We start from the raw sequence: 21,200 nt of genomic DNA on the forward strand, positions 1-21,200 counted from the left end.
ACACCAACACCAACACCAACACCAACACCAACACCAACACCAACACCAACACCAACACCAACACCAACACCAACACCAACACCAACACCAACACCTACACCTACACCAACACCTACACCAACACCAACACCTACACCTACACCTACACCAACACCAACACCAACACCAACACCTACACCTACAGTTACGCCAACCTCTTCGCCAACTCCGACGCCTCCTGGCAGCAATATCGCCATAGGCAAGCAAATTACGGCCTCATCCAGCGTATTTACTTATGTGGCGGCCAACGCCAACGATAACAGCACCGATACCTATTGGGAGGGCAGCAGCAATCCAAGCACGTTGACGCTCGATCTCGGCACGAACCACAATTTGACATCGATCGTGCTAAAGCTGAACCCGGCTTCGGCATGGGCAACGCGCACGCAGACCATTCAAGTATTAGGCCACGACCAGGGCACGAACACTTTCAGCAATCTCGTGTCGTCCCAGGCGTACACGTTTAATCCGGCAACCGGCAATACGGTCACAATCCCGGTAACGGCAACCGTGAAGCGAGTCCAGCTTTCGATTACGGGCAACACCGGCGCGTCGGCCGGCCAGATCGCGGAGTTCCAAGTATTCGGAGCGCCTGGTCCAAATCCGGATCTGATCGTGACGAATATGTCTTGGACGCCGTCCTCGCCGATCGAGACGAATGCCATCACGCTTAGCGCTACGGTCAAGAACAACGGCAACACCGGCTCTGCCGCGACGACGGTAAACTTCTACCTTGGCAACGAGCTGGCGGGTACGGCTCCGGTAGGCGCGCTGACGGCGGGATCGTCGGCGACGGTATCCTTTAACGCAGGCGCCAAAACAGCCGCAACGTACCCCGTCAGCGCCAAAGTGGACGAGAACAACGCGGTCATCGAGCAGAACGAATCGAACAATGGCTACAGCAATCCGACGGCTCTCGTCGTAGCGCCGGTTGCAAGCTCCGACCTTATAGGAACGGTATCTTGGACGCCTGGCACGCCGGTCGCAGGCAATTCGGTCGCGTTCTCGGTCAACTTGAAAAACCAAGGCAACATCGCTTCCGCAGGCGGCGCGCATGCCATAACGCTTGCCTTGAAAAACGCTGCGGGCTCTACGCTGCAAACGTTCAGCGGCTCGTACAACGGTTCTCTGGCAGCGGGCGCATCCGTTAACGTGAGCCTGCCGGGTTCATGGACGGCAACGAGCGGAACCTATGCGGCAGCATTGACCATCGCGGCCGACGCCAACGAATTGTCGGTGAAGCAGGCCAATAACAGCAGTACGTCTAACCTGTCGGTTTATTCCGCGCGCGGAGCCAGCATGCCGTATACGCGGTATGACACCGACGATGCATCCCGCGGCGGCGGCGCGGCGCTGCAGTCCGCACCGACGTTCGACCAAGCTCTGACGGCTTCGGAAGCTTCCGGACAGAAATACGTTTCTCTGCCTTCTAACGGCTCGTACGCGGAGTGGACGGTCAGACAAGGCGAAGGCGGAGCAGGCGTCACCATGCGGTTCACGATGCCGGACTCGGCAGACGGCATGGGGCTGAACGGCTCGCTCGACGTGTACGTGAACGGAGTCAAAGCCAAAACCGTTCCGCTCACTTCCTATTACAATTGGCAATATTTCTCCAGCGATCATCCGGCCGACGCGCCGGGCGGGGGGCGTCCGCTCTTCCGCTTCGACGAAGTACATTGGAAGCTGGATACGCCGCTCGTGCCGGGCGACAAGATCCGCATCCAGAAGAGTAACGCCGACAGCCTGGAATACGGCGTCGACTTCCTTGAGATCGAACCCGTGCCGACTGCCATCGCCCGTCCTGCCGGCGCGGTCTCCGTAACGGATCACGGCGCCGTTGCGAACGACGGACAGGACGATCTAACAGCATTCAAAGCTGCGGTTACAGATGCTGTAACTTCCGGCAAAACGCTGTACATTCCGGAAGGCACGTTCCATCTGGGCAACATGTGGGAAATCGGTTCCGCCAGCAATATGATTAACGATATTACGATAGTGGGCGCAGGCATCTGGCATACGAACATCCAATTTACGAATCCAAGTTCCTCGTCGGGAGGCATTTCGTTCCGCGTGCAGGGCAAGCTGGATTTCAGCAACATCTACATGAATTCGAAGCTTCGCTCGCGGTATGGACAGCAAGCGGTATATAAAGCGTTCATGGATAATTTCGGAACGAACTCCAAGGTGCATAACGTCTGGGTCGAGCATTTCGAATGCGGATTCTGGGTAGGGGATTACGCGCATACGCCGGCCATAATCGCAAGCGGACTGCTCATCGAGAACAGCAGGATACGAAATAACCTCGCCGACGGCGTGAACTTCGCCCAAGGAACGAGCAATTCGACGGTTCGCAATAGCAGCTTGCGCAATAATGGCGACGACGCTCTGGCCGTATGGACCAGTAACGTCAACGGCGCTCCTGCAGGCGTTAACAACACCTTCTCCTACAACACGATAGAGAACAACTGGCGCGCGGCGGCCATCGCGTTCTTCGGCGGCGGCGGCCACAAGGCGACCCACAACATGATCATCGATACTGTCGGCGGTTCCGGCATCCGGATGAACACCGTATTTCCAGGCTACGACTTCCAAAATAATACGGGCATCCTGTTCTCGGACACGACGATCATTAACAGCGGCACCAGCCAAGATCTGTACAATGGCGAACGCGGGGCAATTGATCTGGAAGCGTCCAACAGCTCGATCAAAAACGTCACTTTCACGAACATAGACATTCTGAACACCCAACGAAGCGCAATCCAGTTCGGGTATGGAGGAGGTTTTCAGAACATCGTATTCAACAACATTAACATTAACGGAACGGGACTGGACGGCGTCACGACATCGCGCTTCTCGTCACCGCACCCTGGCGCTGCCATCTATACGTACACGGGCAACGGTTCAGCCACGTTTAACAACTTAACGACGAGCAATATCGCGCATCCAAATATTCATTTTATCCAGAACGGCTTCAATTTGACGTTTCAGTAATTATAAACGGGCAAATAAAATCCCTCCAAGCTTCCTTGGAGGGATCCTTTTCGAAGTCTAAGGGGTAGTCGTTGAATCGTCTTCCGCATCCATTGGATCATCAGTCATGATGGGCTCATCGCCGGCAGGCGCATCGGTAATGGTTCCGTTAGAATCGTTATCGTTCGTTCCATCAGCATTATTGTTGCAAGCCGCTGCTGATAATACGAGCATGACGCTCAGAGCAGATACGAGCATGAATTTGGATAATTTGTTTAACTTGCTTTCGTTTGACATCGTTTTTAATCCCCTCTCGGCTAATGATGGTAGTGGTATTGCTTAATGAGTTGTTAAACGCCCAGCCGAAAGTTGAAACGAAATACCCGGTGAGAAATTTCTCATTTGAGGGGGTTGCCTTATCGGCGCCCCCCTTTTTTGTATGCAATCAACTCTATTCCGCCGATGCGCCGAATTCAGATAAACCCAGCAGCAACAAGGGTTTCGGAATTCGGATAACAGTCGGAAATGTGTCTATTGTGCCTTCCGATGCAGCCGCCGTATAGTGTGGTTAGTCGACCCGAGCAGGGCAAGCTTGCGAAGGGCAGATGTAACAACCGATGCTAGTCACAGGGAGAAGGGATGCACATGAATCGAAGTTCTACGCAAAGCAACACACCATTAATACATGCAGGCAAGCGTCGTCGAATAGTAACAGGAGCCTGGAAGGATTACCAGTTGTATTTATTACTCATTCTCCCCATCGCGTATTTTGTTTTATTTAAGTACGTTCCGATGTACGGGGCAGCGATCGCTTTTCAGGACTACAGCATTTTTAAAGGCGTAACCGGAAGTGCTTGGGTCGGATTCGAGAATTTCCAGCAGCTGTTCGGAATGAGTCAGTTCTATCAGGTTGTCCGAAATACGCTGCTGCTGAACTTGCTTGATTTATTGTTTTCATTTCCGGCACCGATCCTGCTCGCTATTCTACTGCATGAGCTAAGGGTTGTCTGGTTCAAAAAAGCGGCTCAAACGATACTCTATCTGCCTCACTTTATTTCATGGATCATTATCGGCGGTCTCGTGTACCAAATGTTCGCTACGAACGGCGGCCTCGTCAACAATCTTCTAGTTGCGATAGGGTTTGATCCGATTCCGTTTCTTACGGATAAAAATAATTGGCTGCTCGTATACCTCGGAACGGGCATATGGCAAAGCGCCGGCTGGGGAACGATTATTTATTTAGCTGCATTAACAGGCATTAACAAAGACTTGTATGAAGCGGCGGAGGTTGACGGGGCAGGCAGATTGAAAAAAATATGGCATATCACATTGCCAGGCATCCGCTCAACGATCGTCGTTATGCTCATTATGCAGCTTGGCCATATTATGACAATAGGTTTCGAGCGTCCGTTCGTCATGAGCAATCCGCTCGTAATGGACTATGCGGAAGTAATAAGTACATTCGTGTACAAGGTAGGTTTGCAGTCGGCACAGTTTTCGCTAGCTACGGCAATGGGCTTGTTCCAGGCATTGGTCGGACTGGTGTTCGTGGTTGGGGCGAATACGATAGCGAAGCGATCGGGAGAACAAGGTCTATGGTAGGAGGTGCGGTATGAAAAATGTCATTCAACAGAAAGTATCCAAGCTGCGGATCTCGGATGTCGTCATTATGTTAGTCGTTAGTGCGGCTTTGATCGTGTGCCTCTTGCCGTTCTTGCATATTATCGCGATATCGCTAAGCTCAAAACATTTCGTGTTATCCAATCAAGTGACGATTTTTCCCCGAGGCTGGGACTTCCATGCCTATGAGATTGTGTTCACCGATACGAGAATGTTATGGTCGATGGGGCTTACGATCGTCCTGACGGTAACGTATACCATCATTAGTATGTTGATGAGCATTAGCGCGGCGTATCCGCTGACGAAGGATCGACTGAGGGGAAAAGCGTTCTTCATGCTGCTCATCGTGTTCACGATGTTTTTCAGCGGCGGCTTAATTCCCGATTATTTGCTCGTCAAGGAGCTCAGGTTATTGGACAGTCTGCTCTCGCTCATCGTTCCGGGTATGATCAGCGCCTTTAACTTAATCATTCTGCGGACGTTCTTCTTATCGATTCCGGCCAGCCTGGAGGAGTCGGCGCAGCTTGACGGCTGCTCTCACATTGGGACGCTAATTCGCATCATCCTGCCGCTGTCTCTGCCGGTTATTGCGACGCTCAGCTTGTTTTATGCGGTCTCTCGGTGGAACGGATATATGGATGCGCTCTTCTACATTACGGACTCGGAATTGTATCCGATCCAGCTGAAGCTGTACCAGATCGTCATGAACAGCATGGTGACGGACTTGACGGCTCAGGAGGGGGCGGCTCAGCTCGATGTCGTTCCGGAAGGCATCAAGGCAGCCAGCATCATGTTCGCTACGACGCCGATCCTAATCGTCTATCCTTGGCTGCAGCGCTATTTTGTATCCGGAGTGATGATTGGTGCGGTTAAAGGCTAAATGATTCTATAACGATCGGTTATCCCTCTGTTTAGGCAGAGTTGTATAACATAGAGGAAAGTTGAAACGATACGTAAAGGGGAGCTAGAAGATGAAGGCGAAGCAAAGGAAATGGTTACTCTTATTAACCGTCGTAATGCTGCTTGCAAGTATGCTGTCTGCCTGCTCGAAACCTGCGGACGATGGCAATTCCGAGTCGACAGGGAACGAGGGAAGCGGCGGGAGCAAAGAGACTGTCACCTTGAAGGTGGAAGTGTTCGACCGAGGCAATGCTCCGGCCGGTGCGGGACCTGTCACCAATAACTTCTGGACGCAATGGATTCAGAAAAACTTCGGCGATCCGAATAACATTAAGCTGGAATTCGTGCCGGTGCCCCGCAACCAAGAGGTGGATAAGCTGAACGTGCTCATGTCGACCGGCGACGCTCCCGATCTTGTGTTTACTTACGACATGAACACCATATACAATTATGTGAAAGACGGCGGCTTGACCGAGCTTGACGGGCTCATCGAAGAAAAAGCCCCGAACCTGAAGAAGTTTCTCGGTGACGAAGTATTAAGCTACGGTATATTCGAAGGCAAGCAATATACGATTCCGGCAAAGCGAACGCTGCAGTTCACGCAGTCATCCTACATTCGCAAAGACTGGCTCGACAAGCTGGGACTGCCGGTTCCAACGACGACCGAGCAATTCTACGAAACAATGAAAGCGTTTAAGGAGAAGGACCCGGGCCAAACGGGCGGCAAAATCATTCCTTATTCCTTCAGCGCGATGAACGGTACGACTATAACGAGCCCTGGCGTCCTGATCAGCTCGTTCGTAAAGGATATGACGGAAGAAGACTTCTACGCGTTGTCTTCGGCGAACTACATCCCCGAACTGACGAAGCCCGGCTACAAAGAGGGCGTGCAGTTTATGAACAAATTGTATACAGAGGGCCTTATCAATCCGGACTTCGCGCTCGACAAGGACGGCAAGCAATTCGAAAGCGACGTGTCGAACGGTTATGTCGGCGCCTTCACCGCTTTGGCTGCCCATCCGACCTTAATGCAGAGCGGCAACGTATTCGATACGCTTAAGAAGAACGTTCCCGGTGCGGAATATGTCGCTATCGATCCGTTCACGAATGAGGAAGGCAAGTCGCCGAAAGCGATCTACGACCCGACGGGCATCCACATAATGATTCCGAAGACGAGCAAACATGCGGCGGAAGCGATCAAATATTTGGACTGGATGTCGCAGCCGGACGTATTGTACGCGCTCACTAACGGACTCGAAGGGCAGCATTATACATTGGAAAATGATATTCCGAAAGCCATTACGACGGACGAAGCGAAGCAAACGTTCTATAATAACAGCGATTTGGCGATCGTCATCAACGGCAAAGATTTTGGTTCACAGGAAAAAAATATCGAAGTCGTCTCGCTTTCCTTCCCGGACTATACCGAACTGGCTAAGCAAACGATTATCAACGCGCTCAAAGACGGCTATACGCTGCCGCGCTTCGATCGCCCGATCGAATCAGAGATCAAATACGCCAAGACGCTCAAGGACAAAGGTGAAGAGACATTGGTGAAGAGCATTTTGGCTAAACCGGATCAATTCGACAAGGTGTTCGATTCCAATGTCGAGGAGTTCCTGAAGCTGGGCGGCCAGGCGGTTATCGATGAACGCAGAACGGCTTATAAGGAAATGAACAACTAAACGCGTAACCGGACAAACCCCATCCATAACATGGGGTTTGTCCATATTTGCAAAGGGAAAAGGATGGGGCCTTATGAAAGTCAACAACAACTACATTAAACGGATGCTGCTCTCATACCTCCCCATTCTGCTTGTCACGATCAGCATGCTCATCTTTGTTTTTTTCTCCGTCATTAACCAGCTGCATGTCCGAAATGCGATTCAGGCGAATGATTTGACGGCCGAATACGTCGCGAATATGGTAGACAGCTCGCTCAAGGGCATTTCCTTCGACGCGCAGAAGATGATCGAGGACGGCGGAGATATGCAGCGTTTTCTCGACGGCCCTTCGGACCGAGCAACGGACTTCGACGCGTCCAACTTGCTGAGCAATCTCATGGTTCGTTACGGGCTGATCGATTCCGTCTATCTGTACCGCGCGAAGGATGGCAAGGTACTGGATCAGAGCACGATTCGTCCGCTTACACAATTTCCCGACCAGGCCTATTTCAGAAGCGTGCTGGAACAGCCTTATACAGGTGTGTGGTCCTCGCCTAGAATGAAAGGAAGCGAAAGGAGCAACGAGGTTCGCGTCAGTTCGTTGGGTTTCAAAATTCCGCGTGATTCCGGAAGTCTTGGTTATGTGATCGTTAATGTCAAAATTGCTTCGCTTGAATCATTTATTGGACAGATGATCGACCCGGCTATTACTGAAGCGGAGCTGTTCGACGCCGCAGGGCAGTCTTTCTTCGAAGACGAGCGTCAGGCATCGTCACGCAACAGGCTTAGCGTGGACATTGTCTCTGATTATACGGGCTGGACGTACCGTATCGGCATTAAGGGCGGACAGCTATTCGATTTTCTGTTTCACGGCAGTACGGTGTGGATCCTTCTTGGTCTTAGCGCCATCGTATTTGCGATTGGGTCGACCCTTTATGTGACGCGAAGAAATTATAAGCCGATCGAATCGATCATGCATCGGATCGAGCGCTTCTCGTCATCCGTTAAGGCAGGCGATCTCAAAGAGAAGGAAAATGAATTCTCCTTTATCGATCAGGCTATCGAGCGTTTAATAACGAACAATATGGTATTTCAAGAACAGCAGCAAGAGCATCTGGTTATTCGAAGACAGCAGTTTCTGCAGCTTCTGCTCAAAGGGGAAGATGAAGGCGAACGTGAGGAATGGGAGCAGGAGCGGGAGTTCTACGGACTTGCTGCGGGTAAATTCATCGTATCGCTCGTAGAGCTCGACTATTATGGACAATTCGCTATGAAGTACAGCCCGAACGATCAATCGTTATTCAAGTTTATTGTCAGCAGCGTTGCAGTTGAGCTCGCCGAGCAGAACGGCCTACGCGTCGTAGCGGAGTGGATAGCAAAGAATCAGCTTGTGATTCTGCTTATTTCGAACGAAAGCGGAGCATTGGAGCATCAGATGCTGCAGTTATCCGAGCATATCCGGGCATGGGTGGATAGCCATCTTGACTTCACCGTCACGATCGGAGTCGGAACGCCTGCGGAGGACGAATCCCGCATAGGGGGGTCATTCGACGACGCTATGGCGGCAGTAAGCCGCAAAGTGTCCTTCGGCGTGAATCAAATTATCGACTCGGTCGAAGTTAAGGGCAAGTCGGACAGCGAATGGTTTGCCTATTTGGAAATGATTCGCACCATCGTTCGCCAGCTCCGTATGTCGGAGGATGAATGGCATAACGAACTGAAGAGACTGTTTAGCGAAATGGCTGTCCATCGCCTGCGCAAAGATGACGTCGATCGTCTGCTGGACTATTTCGTATTTCATCTGGACTATGAATTGGAAGGCGTACTTCCTGAAGTAGTTAAGCCTTGGCTTCAAGAAGCCAAGCCGAACCTGCTCGCCGTCATGGCGCAGTGCGATACGCTTAAGCAGCTTGAAGACGGCTTTGTTGCAACGCTAACCGGGCTCTATCAGCATATTGAGGAGCTTTCGCAGAGCAGGCGCCACAATGTGCTCATGAGAGAAATTCGCGATTACGTCGCGGAACATTTCATGGACCCGAACCTTTCGCTTACGCTGCTAAGCGATCGTTTCCAGATCAATTCCAAATATTTGAGCCAGCTGTTCAAAGAAAGCATCGGCCAGAACTTCAGCGATTTTCTCATCGGACTTCGGATCGATTATGCAAAGCGGCTATTAAGGGACTCTGATGTTACGGTTCAGGACATCTCGGATAGGATGGGATATGCCAATCCAACGTCGTTCATACGAGTATTCAAGAAAGTAGTCGGCTTGTCGCCGGGACAATATCGGGATTCGCGAATGAGGGACACGGAACTAAACTAGGGCGATAGACGAAAGGGAGTTGGATTGTGAATCAACATGTAGTTGGTCAGATGACGCTAAAGGGGAAGGTGCGCATTCAGGCTCCTACCTTGCTGACTCCGCCGGTCCGGCATGCGCTCCGAATGCTGGCTAGAGACTTCGAAGCGGTATTGGGCGAGGAACCCGAGATTGTATCGGAAGCCAGCGGAACGGCGGTTATCACGATAAGATCGGCAGAGGAACGGGATCGCTGCGCGCAGCGTGCCGAAGCATTCTGTTTCCGAGTTTACGAGGATAATTGCACAACAGGTATAAGCATTATAGGGTATGACGAGCTTGGACTCGTATACGGCATTTTGGAGTTCAGCAGAATCTATCTCGGAATTGAACCGTTCTGGTACTGGGTCGATCAACCTATTATTCAGAAGGATGCAATTGCTATTCTGTGCAGTGACTATGACGCTCCAGAGCCGAAGGTTCGTTATCGAGGTTGGTTCGTAAACGACGAAGTATGCTTGATTGGTTGGAAAGACGTGTATCCGCCCTCGAAAGAAGTGTGGGAGCCCGTCTTCGAAGCGCTGCTTCGCTGCGGGGGCAATATGGTTATTCCGGGTACGGACTTGCCACGGGACGGCATCCATTACAAGCTCGCCGCAGAGATGGGACTATGGGTCACGCATCATCATGCCGAGCCGCTGGGCGCCGAGATGTTCCTGCGCGCGTTCCCTGGAAGAACGGCAAGTTACCAGCAGGAGCCGGAGTTGTTCGAGCGCTTGTGGCAGGAAGCCATTGATGAGCAAAAGGATATGAAGGTTTTATGGGTGTTGTCTTTCCGTGGCCAAGGGGATGCGCCTTTCTGGATGAACGACCCCTCCTTCGATACTTCGGAAAAACGCGGCGCCATGATCAGCAAAGTGATTCGGAAGCAGTATGACATGATCAGAGAAGCGGTCCAGAATCCGGTCTACTGCGTCGCTTTATACGGCGAGATTGCCGAGCTGTACAAGGGCGGATATGTCGATCTGCCCTATAACGTCATCAAAATATGGGCCGACAACGGTTACGGCAAGATGGTATCCCGCAGGCACAATAATCAGAATCATCGCGTCTACTCTCTTCCTGCGGAAGATGACGGAGGAAAGCACGGTCTGTATTATCACGTGACTTTCCACGATCTGCAAGCGTCCAATCATTTGACGATGTACCCGGGGTCGGCTAGCTTCCTAAAGGGTGAGATCGAGACGGCTTTCGCAGCAGGGGCGAACGAATATTTGTTGCTAAACTGCGGCAACATTCGGCCCCATGTCTACCAGCTGGATATCATAAGGGAGCTGTGGAGTACGGGGACGATCGATGCCGATCGGCATTTGGGCCAGTACGTAAGTCGCTATTATGACGGCTGTCACGAGGAACTGGCGGAGTTGTACAGCAGCTATGCGGAAGCGGCTATTCCATACGGGCAGAATGGGGACGATCTGGCAGGGGACGAATATTATCATCATCCCGCTAGGCAAATCATCGGCCACTGGCTGCAAGGGGGAGCGGAGCTGCCGGACGCCAGGCAGTTCTGGGCCGTAGGCGACGTTCCTTTTGCAGAGCAGGTGAAGCGATTTGAAGAAAAGCTGGAGCTCGGAATGAAGACGTGGGGAGAGTGGCTTGAGCGCTGCGACGGCGTACTGGCGAAGCTGGATCCGGCGGATCAGCGCAGGGCGGTCGACCAGTTGCGTTTTCACGGGGCATTTCACTTATTCGGCTGCGAAGGCTTTTATTGGTTATGCCGTTCCTACAGAGCTTTCAGCGAGCAACGCTATCCGCAAGCGTTCGTCTATGCCTCGGAATCGATGTGGCGTTATGCGGAGGGGCTCGAAGTATTGCGAGATTCCGAGCATGGGAAGTGGGGGCGCTTCTATGAGGCGGACTGGCTGACGAATATACAGAGCACGGTGCAAAATGTAGATACGCTGCGGCGTTTCATCCGCATGCACGGCGACAGCCCGGACTTCTTCCTATGGTATAAGGAATATCTGATGCCGGAGACGGAGAAGCATATTTATTTGGAAAATACGCATCGTAATCCATTGTCCGACGACGAGCTGGCGCGGCAATTAAAATCCTATTTCTCTCGACCTATTTCTCTAAAGTAACATGATAACGGGATAGAGCAGGCACGTTTAATGCTCCATCCCGTTTTATTTGGTGGATAGACAGGGAATAAGGATCGGGCGAAGGGAAACAAATTTGCAGGACAGTCCTGTTCATTTGTAATCTATTGTTCATCTTCTGTCCATACTTCATTTGTAAAATGGGAATGTTGCGTGTAATAGAGGGATAACCATCATCTCTTACTGATAATGAGAATCATTATCCTGAATATAGACGGAATAGGAGGAATGCTTGGAGTTGAGCTGAAAGGTTCGTTTCATCCGATCTACAAACATCATTTATCAATTAAACGAAGAAAAGGAGTTTTTCGAAGTGAAGATTTTCAAAAAAACGTTTGCCTTTTTACTAACGCTGGCCTTGCTTGCCGGAGTCGCATTGCCTCATTCCGTATCCGCGGCGGTTGATGCCGGAAGCGTCATTCCTGATGGGGAATATCCGATTGTTTTTCGTTATTTGAAGGACGGCACGACAGACACCTCGGCAGCGAACGGGTTTATGGTTGCCGATTCGGGAAAATTGATCGTATCGGGCGGGCAAGCCGTGTTAGAGCACGAAGTGGCGAAAACGACCTTCACCACGTTCGCCTATCTAGGATCTCGTAAGCCGGGGGCTGCAAAAGCAACGATCGTATACAGCGGCAGCCTTCAATCCGCCACTGGTCTCGAAGGTTACGAGGAGGTTACCGTTCGCGATGCGGTTAATCCGGATAATGTAGTGGTACGGCTAGCCATTGAAGACATCTGGAAGAAACAAGACGTGGTCATGCACATTGATGACAAAGAAAATATTTTTGGATTGCCGATCATCTATAATAATTGGTACAATGCTCAATTGCAATTGTTCGCGGAAGACATTACGTTGCCAGTCTCTCCGGAAGAGGAAGAAGAAGAGCAGGGCGTTACGCAGGAGCAGTTCGATGAGCGTCTTGCCGAAGGGTACGCTCTTCATGAAGCCGCGGTAGAAGGAAATTATGACGGCACTTACAAGTCGGGCTCCAAGGCTGAATTGTATGGCAAGCTGCAGTCGGCCGAAGAACTCGCGACGGGATCGTCGGGAGATGCTTCGACGTTGGATGCCGCATACAATATCGCGGCCAAGGCCATCAAGGCGTTCAAGTCGAGCATCGTTATCGTTGAGAAGGCTCGACTAATCCAGTGGATCGAAACCGCGACGGAATGGGTGCAAGGCAAAACAGACCGGGGCGAAGCTGAATCCGGTGTGCCAAGCGCGAATCATTCCATTTCGGATGGCGAATACCTGCCTTTGACTAATGCAGGCAGCGGATATGTAGGGCCGACAACGACATTGAAGTCGCTCATAGCCAGTGCCCAGACTGTAACCGATAACACCTACGCGACGCAGGCTGAAGTGAACGCGATGCGCAACGACGCGATCGCCAAATCCGATTATGAACTGTTCGATAAGCAGCGTGTTGCTGCTTATGATGTTGAAATTATGGTGCTGGATTCAATAGGCGCGGGAGCTCAGATTTCGCCTCACGCTGGGGATATTAGCCCTCATGCGGCTATTCTGCAACAAGCAGGTCCAGACTACTACAACGGATTTGCTAATTTTATTTTCTACAATACAGACAATACGCTGGTTGCGAACTCGATCAGGCAAACATCCGCGGCGGCGGCTACAGGCGGCATCAATACGAGCTATGTGAGCACGGCTGCCCGCGTTGTCAGTCATCCTGACCTGGTAAACGCGCCTGAATTCCTCGCGGAAATCGAAGGCGAGCATGCGGATACGGTCAAGGTGTATCAGTCGGAAGTCAGAAGTGCAAATCGCACGTATTTGCAAACGGATGAATTATGGCAAGGCTTGTGGAGGCTGCAATATCCGATGGCGCTGCCGGAAGCGCAAAGAAAAACGGTGTTTATTAGCTTCAACAAAGCGTATTTGGCTTCTCTGCAAAGCTTGATCGAAGAAGCAGAGCAGCTTCATGACGGAGCGGGCATAGGTGCAGGGGCCGGTCAGCACTCCGCCAATCAACTGGAGAAATTGCAAGCAGCGATCGATGAAGCCGGCTTAACGGCCGAATGGCTTGCCGCGCCAAGGCCGACTATTCTAAGCGCAACATCGCAATTGCAGGATGCAATCGATGCATTCGAAGCATCCGTGACGAAAACAGTGTATTTCTCGGCGGTTGATGCCGCGAAATCCGAATTTTCACGAATGAACGCCTACTTCCAGAAGCCCGCGCTCGTATCGACCAACGACGACGGAAGCCTGCAAGTGACGTTGACGATTACCGGCAGTTCGTCCGTTCCCGAATTTAAAGTGAAACAAGGCGGATTATTTACGGAAGCAACGAACGTATCCAGCAACGAAGCGGCGAATACAAGAGTAGTCACCTTCAAGGCCGACAGCTTGGACGGACTGCTGGACGCTCAGGTGCGTACCGTGGTTCCATCGCAAAATTACGATGTTACCCATGCCATTCGGTTGAATTTCAACGACGCGGACAACGTGGCGCTGATCGCCTTGATTCAAACCGCGAAGACGGCCTACTCGAACGCGGCGTCGAAGCAAGGGCTCGATGCGGCTAAAGCGGCATTGCTCGCTGCCATTGTGCAGGCGGAATCGGAGTCCGTACGGGTACCTGCCCAGCAATCCGATTCCGATGCGGCGTTGCAAGCCTTGCAAACCGCGCTGAGTACGTTCAACCAGGAGGTCGCGAACTCCAATCCAGGTACCGGAAATCCGGGTACGGGCAATCCGGATCCGAATGAGCCGGCATACCCTGCGAACGGCTTCTACTATGTGGACTTCCGAATATTGAAGGACAATACGGATGCCAATTCCATGGCCTATGATTATGTCGTAAGTCCGGCGCTCGTAGAGGTTAAGAACGGCAGCAAAATCGTTAAATTCACGGTGAAACAAAGCAATGAAATCAAATCGTTTACGATAGGCGGCAAAAGCGAATCGGTCGCAAGCCGCAACACGAAAAACAATACGAGAGTCGTGTCCTTCACGTTGACTTCGTTGACGAATAAGCTGAACGGAACCGTCCGAATCGACTGGGACGCATTTAATTATCACCATACTTACGACATTCAATTTTTGTTCGACGAGAGTTCGGCGATTGCGGCTACGGAGAGCAAGCCGTCCGTACCGGGCGCCGAGGATGACGGTAACGTCGGAGTCGATGACGGTAAAGTGGACGAGATCAATGGTGGCGGCGAACCGACGGATGAAGGGGAAGGAACCGCAGAGGGCGAAGAACAAACGGAGCAACCGGGTACTACGGAGAATCCGGGCAATCCATCATTACAATTCACCGACACGGCTAATCATTGGGCGAAAAATACGATCGAGCAAGCGATTAAGCTTGGTATCGTGAACGGCTACAACGACGGAACCTTCCGTCCGAACGGAATCGTAACGAGAGCCGAATTCGCGGTTATGGTTAGTCGCGCATTGCAGTTGGAGGGAGATGGCGACGGCGAAAGCCTGACGGACTGGAGCAGCGTTCCGGCCTGGGCTCAGCCATTCGTGGCACGTGTGGTGGCCGAAGGCATTATTAGCGGCTACGAAGATCAGACCTTCCGTTCCGGCAATTCATTGACTCGTACGCAACTGGCGGTCATGATCGCCCGCGCGGCGAAGCTGGAACTGAGCGACGCCGATGGGCTTTCCTTCGCCGATGCGGCTGATGTGCCTGTATGGGCGCGCAAAGAAGTAGCTGCTGCGGTCAAAGCAGGCTTTATCCAGGGCAAAGGAAACAATACGTTCGATCCGAACGCGACGGCTACACGGGCTGAAGCTTTGACGTTGATCATGCGTTTGTTGGAAGAAAAATAATAGTAGCGATTGAGATAACGGGATGGATCGGCTGTCATGGCTGCTCCATCCCGTTTCGTCTTGTTTGAATTTATTGCTTTACTTTTAATCCCCGCATGGTGCTATGCTTAATACAGAAGCTCAACGTATATTGCATTTTGCCAGGAGGATCGCAATTGAATCATCATTTATGGTTGAATAACATTTCCCCCTTTGTTCGAACAGGAAGAATTATGAAGTCGCATTCTTTAACGGGAGAGTGGATGGATCATGATCATGTCTATACTTATATCGAGCAAGGAGAAGCAGAATTCATTCTTAGTGGCGTTAAATATGAAGTAGGTGAAGGAGATGTGATCGTCATGCATCCGATGATGTCTCATCTTATTCGATCTACATCAGACCTTGCCCTTATTCAATATATTTTTCATTTTGATTTGTTTTATGACGAAAACAGGAGTCAATTGAAGAGCACAAGCGCAGCTCATTTTCGAAGGGATGATATTTTGGCTAAGGAAATGAGCTTGGCTGATATACATCCGGTAGCTCATTTGAAGCTAGCGGATCGAATGGAGTGCAAGAAGCGATTTTTACAATTGCAACAGGAAATAACTAGCCCCGTCCAACAAAATATACTGCTAGTTAAATCGCTTTGTCTGGAGTTGTTGCATTTATTTATCAAAAACCAGCCTGAACATAATCAAAGCAAAGGGAAAATGACTAAAGGCTGGCCGGCCATTGAGAAAGCCATCGTGTGCATGAATCAACGTTATCATGATCCTCTTCTGAAAAACGATGATGTGAGCAGCTATGCGGGCGTAACGCCTAATCACTTGTCTTATTTGTTTAAAAACCAGCTTGGCATAACCGTATATAATTATTTGAAGCATGTCAGGATCGAACAGGCAAAGCTTCACATTTTATCGGGTAATAAGTCGATTACGGAGATTGCGGAAGAAGTTGGCTTCTCTAGTGTTCACCTATTTAGCCGCTCTTTCAAGGAGCATGTTGGAATAACGCCAAGCAAGTATGCCGCATCACAGTCAACAAACATGAAGACCGCGCATTAAGCTTGCATTGTAATAAAAGGTGCCTGAATCTTCCTTCGTTTAAGGGAGTACAGGCACCTTTTTGTATGCGGAGGCTAATCTCAAATTGCGTAGCCACAGACAAAAAATCATTTTTGCAGGCAAAGACATTCTGCTTGCAAGGGTTTACATTAATAGGGAAATAACGATGAGGAGTGAACGTGAATGAATAATAGAAAAATTATGTTCGTAAGTCCTTGGCAAGTAGAAACGGTAGAGGAACCATTCCAAGCAAGAAAACCAGGAAATGGCGAAGCTCTTGTTCAATTAATTTATTCGTTAATTAGTCCTGGTACAGAGCTTGCGATGTTATCTGGCAAGGAAGGCTGGGCGCCGCATCCTGTATGTCCCGGTTACGCCAGCGTTAGCCGTATCGTGGAAGTGGGGGAGGATGTAACTGATTTCCGCAAGGGAGATACCGTGTTCCATTATGGAAGTCATCAGGAATACCAATATGCAAGCACGAAAGACGTGTTTATAAAAGTACCTGAGGGTCTCGATCTAAGATGGGTACCTTTTACCCGTATGGCAACGGTAGCTATGACCTCCGTGCGGGTTTCCAATATTGAGCTGGGCGATTATATTAGCGTATCTGGATTAGGGCTTGTTGGCAATTTAGCGGCACAACTGGCGCGCTTGCAAGGGGCAACGGTTATCGGTGTTGATCTTGCTAAGGAAAGATTGAACACAGCTCGTGCATGTGGATTAGATTATCCGCTAAACGGGTCAGAAGAAAATGCCAGAGATCGAATGATGGAGATTACCGGCGGCAAAGGTGTGTCCACACATATTGAGGCAACTGGTGTACCAAAGGTTGCCGTAGACAGCTTGAGCTATATCGGGTCCTTAGGGGAAATCATATTCTTAGGCAGCCCGCGAGGAGAGTACAACGCAGATGTCACGCATGTGCTGAACCATTGCCACTTGTACAATCTTGGCTGTATTACGTTCAAAGGTGCTCATGAATGGCGTTATCCGACTGAGCCGAATCGGTTCGTTAAGCATTCCCTAGTCAGAAACTCGCATATTGTCTTTGATCTCATGAAGCAGAATCGTTTGAAAATCGAACCATTGATTAGTCATGTTATTAAACCGGATCAAGCGCCAGATGCTTATGAGGGATTGAGAAATAATAAAGATCAGTACAATGGCGTATTATTTGACTGGTCATAAGGAGGGGAAGCAGATATGCTCAGAGGTTTAACCCGCGCGGGTGTCGGAACGATTGGATCGGACGAGGATTACATTCGTAAGGCTGCAAAGTTTGGCTTTCAGTCTGTAGACCTTAACCCTGTAGATTTGATTAGAGAGCATGGTCTAGAAGAGGCCGTTCAATTACTAGAGAGCAATGGAGTAGTTGTGGGGTCCTTTGATCTCCATGTGGATTGGCGTTCATCTGAAGAGCAATTTGTAGAAGGACTGCCTTCATTAGCGGAAGCGGCGGCGGCAGCAGCTTCATTGCGTTGTTTTAAATGCTGCACCTACATTTTGCCTGCAACCAATGAGCCGGCGGCATCCTTTATGATTGCGGCAACAAGGAGACTGCGAATCGTGGCTGAAATTCTCGGAGCTTACGGAATTTCATTAGGATTAGAGTTTGTAGGCAGTCATCACTTACGCACGCAATGGACGAATCCGACGATTTGGAGCATGAAGGATACGCTTAGCTGGATTGAGGCGATTGGGTCTCAAAATGTGGGATTGCTGCTCGATTCCTACCATTGGCACACGAATGGCCTAACGACCGGGGATCTATTGAAACTAAAGCCGCAACAAATTGTCCATGTCCATATTAATGATGCGAAGGACTTGCCTATCGACCAGGTAATCGACAACGATCGTTTATATCCGGGAGAAGGAGTAATTGATCTGAGAGGGTTCATCTCTAGCCTGCAAAGCATTGGTTATCGGGGAGTCGTTGCGCAGGAGGTCATATCTCCATCCGTAGATCAAAGCTCAGATGTTTTGCTAGCTAAGTCTCAGGCGGGATTTGATATGGTGTTTGGTCAGGTAGGCGTAATTTAGGACAAGGAGATTGGTATATGTCTGCTTTTAAAGGAAAGATAGCCGTGCATGCCATTACATGGGGAGAAAATCATCTTCAAGCGATGAAAGATATTTCAGAGCTTGGCTATCGGGCGATTGAACCGTGGGCGTCGTTTGTATATCGCTATGAGGATAATATAGAAGCTTATCACGAGCTATTAGATCAGCATAATCTTCTGTTAACAGGTTTGTATGGAGGGGCTTCTTTTGGCACAGACAAACGCTTTGGCAATGTAAGAGTTCGACAAGAGCTTATTGACGAAAATGTTCGATTGGCAAAGCTCATTGCCAAATGCAACGCGGAAATATTAGTATTGGGTCCGGGGGGAACGGGAGAGCTTCCTTCTACGATCGAGGAGCTTAAGATCATGGCCGATACGATTAACGAAACGGCTAAGGCAACGTATCAGCTGGGTATCAAATCCGCTCTTCATCCACATTTATGGACCGAAATTCAGCACGAGAAAGATATAGATGCGTTAATGGAGCTATTCGTGCCTGAAGTGTTTTTTGCTCCCGATACCGCGCAGCTGCTTGGAGCGGGAATGGATCCTGCAGCGGTCATTCGCCGTTATCGCGATAGAGTAGCTTATCTGCATCTAAAAGATTTGACGATTCAAACTCGGAATACAGAAGGAATAGATGCAGTGAGTAATCAGCAGCCCTTCTTCTGTGAGCTTGGTTTAGGTTCTGTTGATTTCGATAGCGTGTTCAAGGCGCTTAATGACATTCATTATGAGGGCTGGGTAACCGTTGAGGTTGATCAATCTCGTCATACACCAAGGCAAAGCTTAGAAATTTGCCGTCAATATCTTGAAGAGAAGCTGCAAACGAACGCATCTGCTTGGATACCTGACGATGGGGAAGGCCGGCCTAATTTGTAATTGTCCTCTGTCCATAATAGAATGGAACGGACACTGACTTTGGAGGCTAACATCACATGTATCGTAATGCGGAAGATTTTCTGGAAGATTGGTCGGCGACGTCCACAGGCACATTGGCCGTTATGAAAGCGATCACGGACGAGAAGATGAATACGGCAATCGTGGAAGGCCACAACTCGCTCGGCTGGCTTGCTTGGCATCTCGTAGGTTCGGCGGGAGCGTTCGGACACTTCGCCGGTTTGCAAATTCCGGGCGTAGAGCGCGGCACGCCAGTGCCGGCGCATATGGCGGAGATTGTAGAGAAATACGAAGCGGTTATTGAAGCGTATAATCGTGAAGCGAAGGCTCTGTCCGACGAGCAAATGGCGGAAGAAATCAACGGCTTCGGACGAATGACCCCGCGCGGCAAGTTCCTGCGCAAGCTCCTTGACCATGAAACGCATCACCGCGGCCAAATGACCGTGTTGCTTCGTCAAGCGGGCCTCGCGGTACCGGGCGTGCTCGGGCCAACGAGAGAAATGCAAATGAAATAAGAATGACATCATAAGGGAGTCCCAAGAGCCGATGGCTGTTGAGGCTCCCTCTTTATCATTTGGTGTTCAATTACCTCGAACGCTTCCGGTTCCGGTATTGCTTAGGCGTTACGCCAGCGTGTTTCTTAAATACCTTCACGAAATGAGATTGATCATAAAAAGTGAGCCGCTCACTAATGCTTGTAATCGTATCGCCCGAATGGTCGAGCAGTTTCTTGGCCTCCTCGATTCTTTCCCTCTGGATGTAGTTCATGAGAGTCAGACCGGTTTCTTTCTTGAACAATTGTGATAAATATTCGGAGTTAAGTCCGGATACATCAGACATCTGCTGCATCGTCATTTCTTCGAAGAGATGCAGGTAGATGTATTCCTTGCATCTATAGACCGGCTTGGATACGTTGTTATTACGGCATTGGCTGACACGCTCGGCGAAATCCACGATTGCAGCGAATACAACAGCTTCCACCGCAGCCAAATCGGTCAGCTCTTCAATATGCTTAACATGCAAGCCGCATAACGTACTGGATAACTCCTCGTACACTCCGCCTTGGGTAGCCATATGACTGCTTAAGGTGACTCCGCCGATAGCGAGATTTTTCACGTTACGAAGATGGCTTCGTTTCGAATTGACCTCGCTAATATAATCAATGTTGGTCATTTTGGCCAACTGCTTGATTAATTCGTTTTTTTCTCCGCGTTTAATTAATTCCAGCAAATGCCCTTGTCCTGCATTACCATCGTGGAAAATAGAGTACTCCCGGCGATCGGTGAGCTCCCGTTCTTTTTCCTGCTGCTGATCGGATAGGCCGTACTGCAAGGTGGATTCGATTACGTCCGTAATGTCCAGTGCTTGTTGATTGATCATCCAATTAGCCGAAACGCAAATATAGAGTAATCGCAAGCGGTCCACGAACGGGAGACTGCGATAGTATTCCGTCCATTTGGTTCGTTTCTCATGCGGTATTCCATGTTCTTGCCAGAATTCGGCGGACGGTTCCGAATGATTATGCCGGAGAGCCGGGCCGATGACGATGACGGCTTGACATTGCAGGTTTCGAATGACCGGAACGACGGCAAACTGCTCCGTGTAGTTGGTTTCATGTACGACCAGGCAGCTGAGCTCGGTTCCTTTGGCTGCGGCTGAACGGAATAGGTCGGCAGCATCGGAAAACATAGGGTGATCAGGCAAGCCGGCGGCC

Annotated in this window: 15 protein-coding genes; 13 read left to right on the forward strand and 2 right to left on the reverse strand. The window is 50.3% G+C overall.

Going from position 1 to position 21,200, the window contains the following annotated elements; all coding sequences use genetic code 11:
- Positions 1-299: hypothetical protein (locus tag V8F51_RS18240; protein ID WP_337101784.1), on the forward strand; the 299-nt coding region annotated here is incomplete at its 5' end.
- Complete coding sequence (locus tag V8F51_RS18245; RefSeq protein WP_337101786.1) at positions 277-3,030, forward strand: CARDB domain-containing protein; 2,754 nt, start codon at positions 277-279, stop codon at positions 3,028-3,030. The genes V8F51_RS18240 and V8F51_RS18245, both read left to right, overlap by 23 nt.
- 57 nt (positions 3,031-3,087) lie before the next feature.
- Here the strand turns inward: V8F51_RS18245 and V8F51_RS18250 are convergent, their stop codons facing one another.
- The gene (locus V8F51_RS18250) at positions 3,088-3,306 is read right to left on the reverse strand and encodes a hypothetical protein (protein ID WP_337101787.1); all 219 of its coding nucleotides are present in this window, start codon (positions 3,304-3,306) and stop codon (positions 3,088-3,090) included.
- Between the two features lie 348 nt (positions 3,307-3,654).
- On the opposite strand from V8F51_RS18250, the gene V8F51_RS18255 reads away from it, so the two are divergent.
- The 11 genes from V8F51_RS18255 to V8F51_RS18305 all read left to right on the forward strand — a co-directional run bounded on the left by V8F51_RS18255 (position 3,655) and on the right by V8F51_RS18305 (position 20,001).
- Positions 3,655-4,611, forward strand: coding sequence for an ABC transporter permease (locus V8F51_RS18255; RefSeq protein ID WP_337101788.1), 957 nt, complete (start codon positions 3,655-3,657; stop codon positions 4,609-4,611).
- 10 nt (positions 4,612-4,621) lie between these two features.
- Entirely contained in the window at positions 4,622-5,509 is an 888-nt protein-coding gene (locus V8F51_RS18260; RefSeq protein WP_337101789.1) for a carbohydrate ABC transporter permease, read from the forward strand.
- Between the two features lie 91 nt (positions 5,510-5,600).
- On the forward strand, positions 5,601-7,214 hold the full coding sequence (locus tag V8F51_RS18265; protein ID WP_337101790.1) for an extracellular solute-binding protein: 1,614 nt from the start codon (positions 5,601-5,603) through the stop codon (positions 7,212-7,214).
- A gap of 73 nt (positions 7,215-7,287) precedes the next feature.
- Positions 7,288-9,516, forward strand: coding sequence for a helix-turn-helix domain-containing protein (locus V8F51_RS18270; protein ID WP_337101792.1), 2,229 nt, complete (start codon positions 7,288-7,290; stop codon positions 9,514-9,516).
- A 26-nt stretch (positions 9,517-9,542) separates the two neighbouring features.
- Complete coding sequence (locus V8F51_RS18275) at positions 9,543-11,639, forward strand: glycosyl hydrolase 115 family protein (protein ID WP_337101793.1); 2,097 nt, start codon at positions 9,543-9,545, stop codon at positions 11,637-11,639.
- A gap of 331 nt (positions 11,640-11,970) precedes the next feature.
- Positions 11,971-15,471, forward strand: coding sequence for an NEAT domain-containing protein (locus V8F51_RS18280; protein ID WP_337101794.1), 3,501 nt, complete (start codon positions 11,971-11,973; stop codon positions 15,469-15,471).
- 155 nt (positions 15,472-15,626) lie between these two features.
- A complete protein-coding gene (locus V8F51_RS18285; RefSeq protein WP_337101795.1) occupies positions 15,627-16,520 on the forward strand; it encodes an AraC family transcriptional regulator in 894 nt (297 codons plus the stop codon).
- Positions 16,521-16,703: 183 nt separating this feature from the next.
- Complete coding sequence (locus tag V8F51_RS18290) at positions 16,704-17,711, forward strand: zinc-dependent alcohol dehydrogenase (protein WP_337101796.1); 1,008 nt, start codon at positions 16,704-16,706, stop codon at positions 17,709-17,711.
- 15 nt (positions 17,712-17,726) lie between these two features.
- Complete coding sequence (locus V8F51_RS18295) at positions 17,727-18,563, forward strand: sugar phosphate isomerase/epimerase family protein (protein WP_337101798.1); 837 nt, start codon at positions 17,727-17,729, stop codon at positions 18,561-18,563.
- A gap of 17 nt (positions 18,564-18,580) precedes the next feature.
- Positions 18,581-19,468: a sugar phosphate isomerase/epimerase family protein gene (locus V8F51_RS18300; protein WP_337101799.1), complete on the forward strand. Its 888-nt coding sequence runs from the start codon at positions 18,581-18,583 to the stop codon at positions 19,466-19,468.
- A 56-nt stretch (positions 19,469-19,524) separates the two neighbouring features.
- A complete protein-coding gene (locus V8F51_RS18305) occupies positions 19,525-20,001 on the forward strand; it encodes a DinB family protein (protein ID WP_337101800.1) in 477 nt (158 codons plus the stop codon).
- Between the two features lie 70 nt (positions 20,002-20,071).
- Here the strand turns inward: V8F51_RS18305 and V8F51_RS18310 are convergent, their stop codons facing one another.
- The gene (locus tag V8F51_RS18310) at positions 20,072-21,175 is read right to left on the reverse strand and encodes a helix-turn-helix domain-containing protein (RefSeq protein ID WP_337101801.1); all 1,104 of its coding nucleotides are present in this window, start codon (positions 21,173-21,175) and stop codon (positions 20,072-20,074) included.
- Positions 21,176-21,200 lie beyond the last annotated feature (25 nt).

The sequence above is a fragment of the Paenibacillus sp. YIM B09110 genome (genome assembly GCF_037167145.1).
Lineage (GTDB): Bacteria > Bacillota > Bacilli > Paenibacillales > Paenibacillaceae > Pristimantibacillus.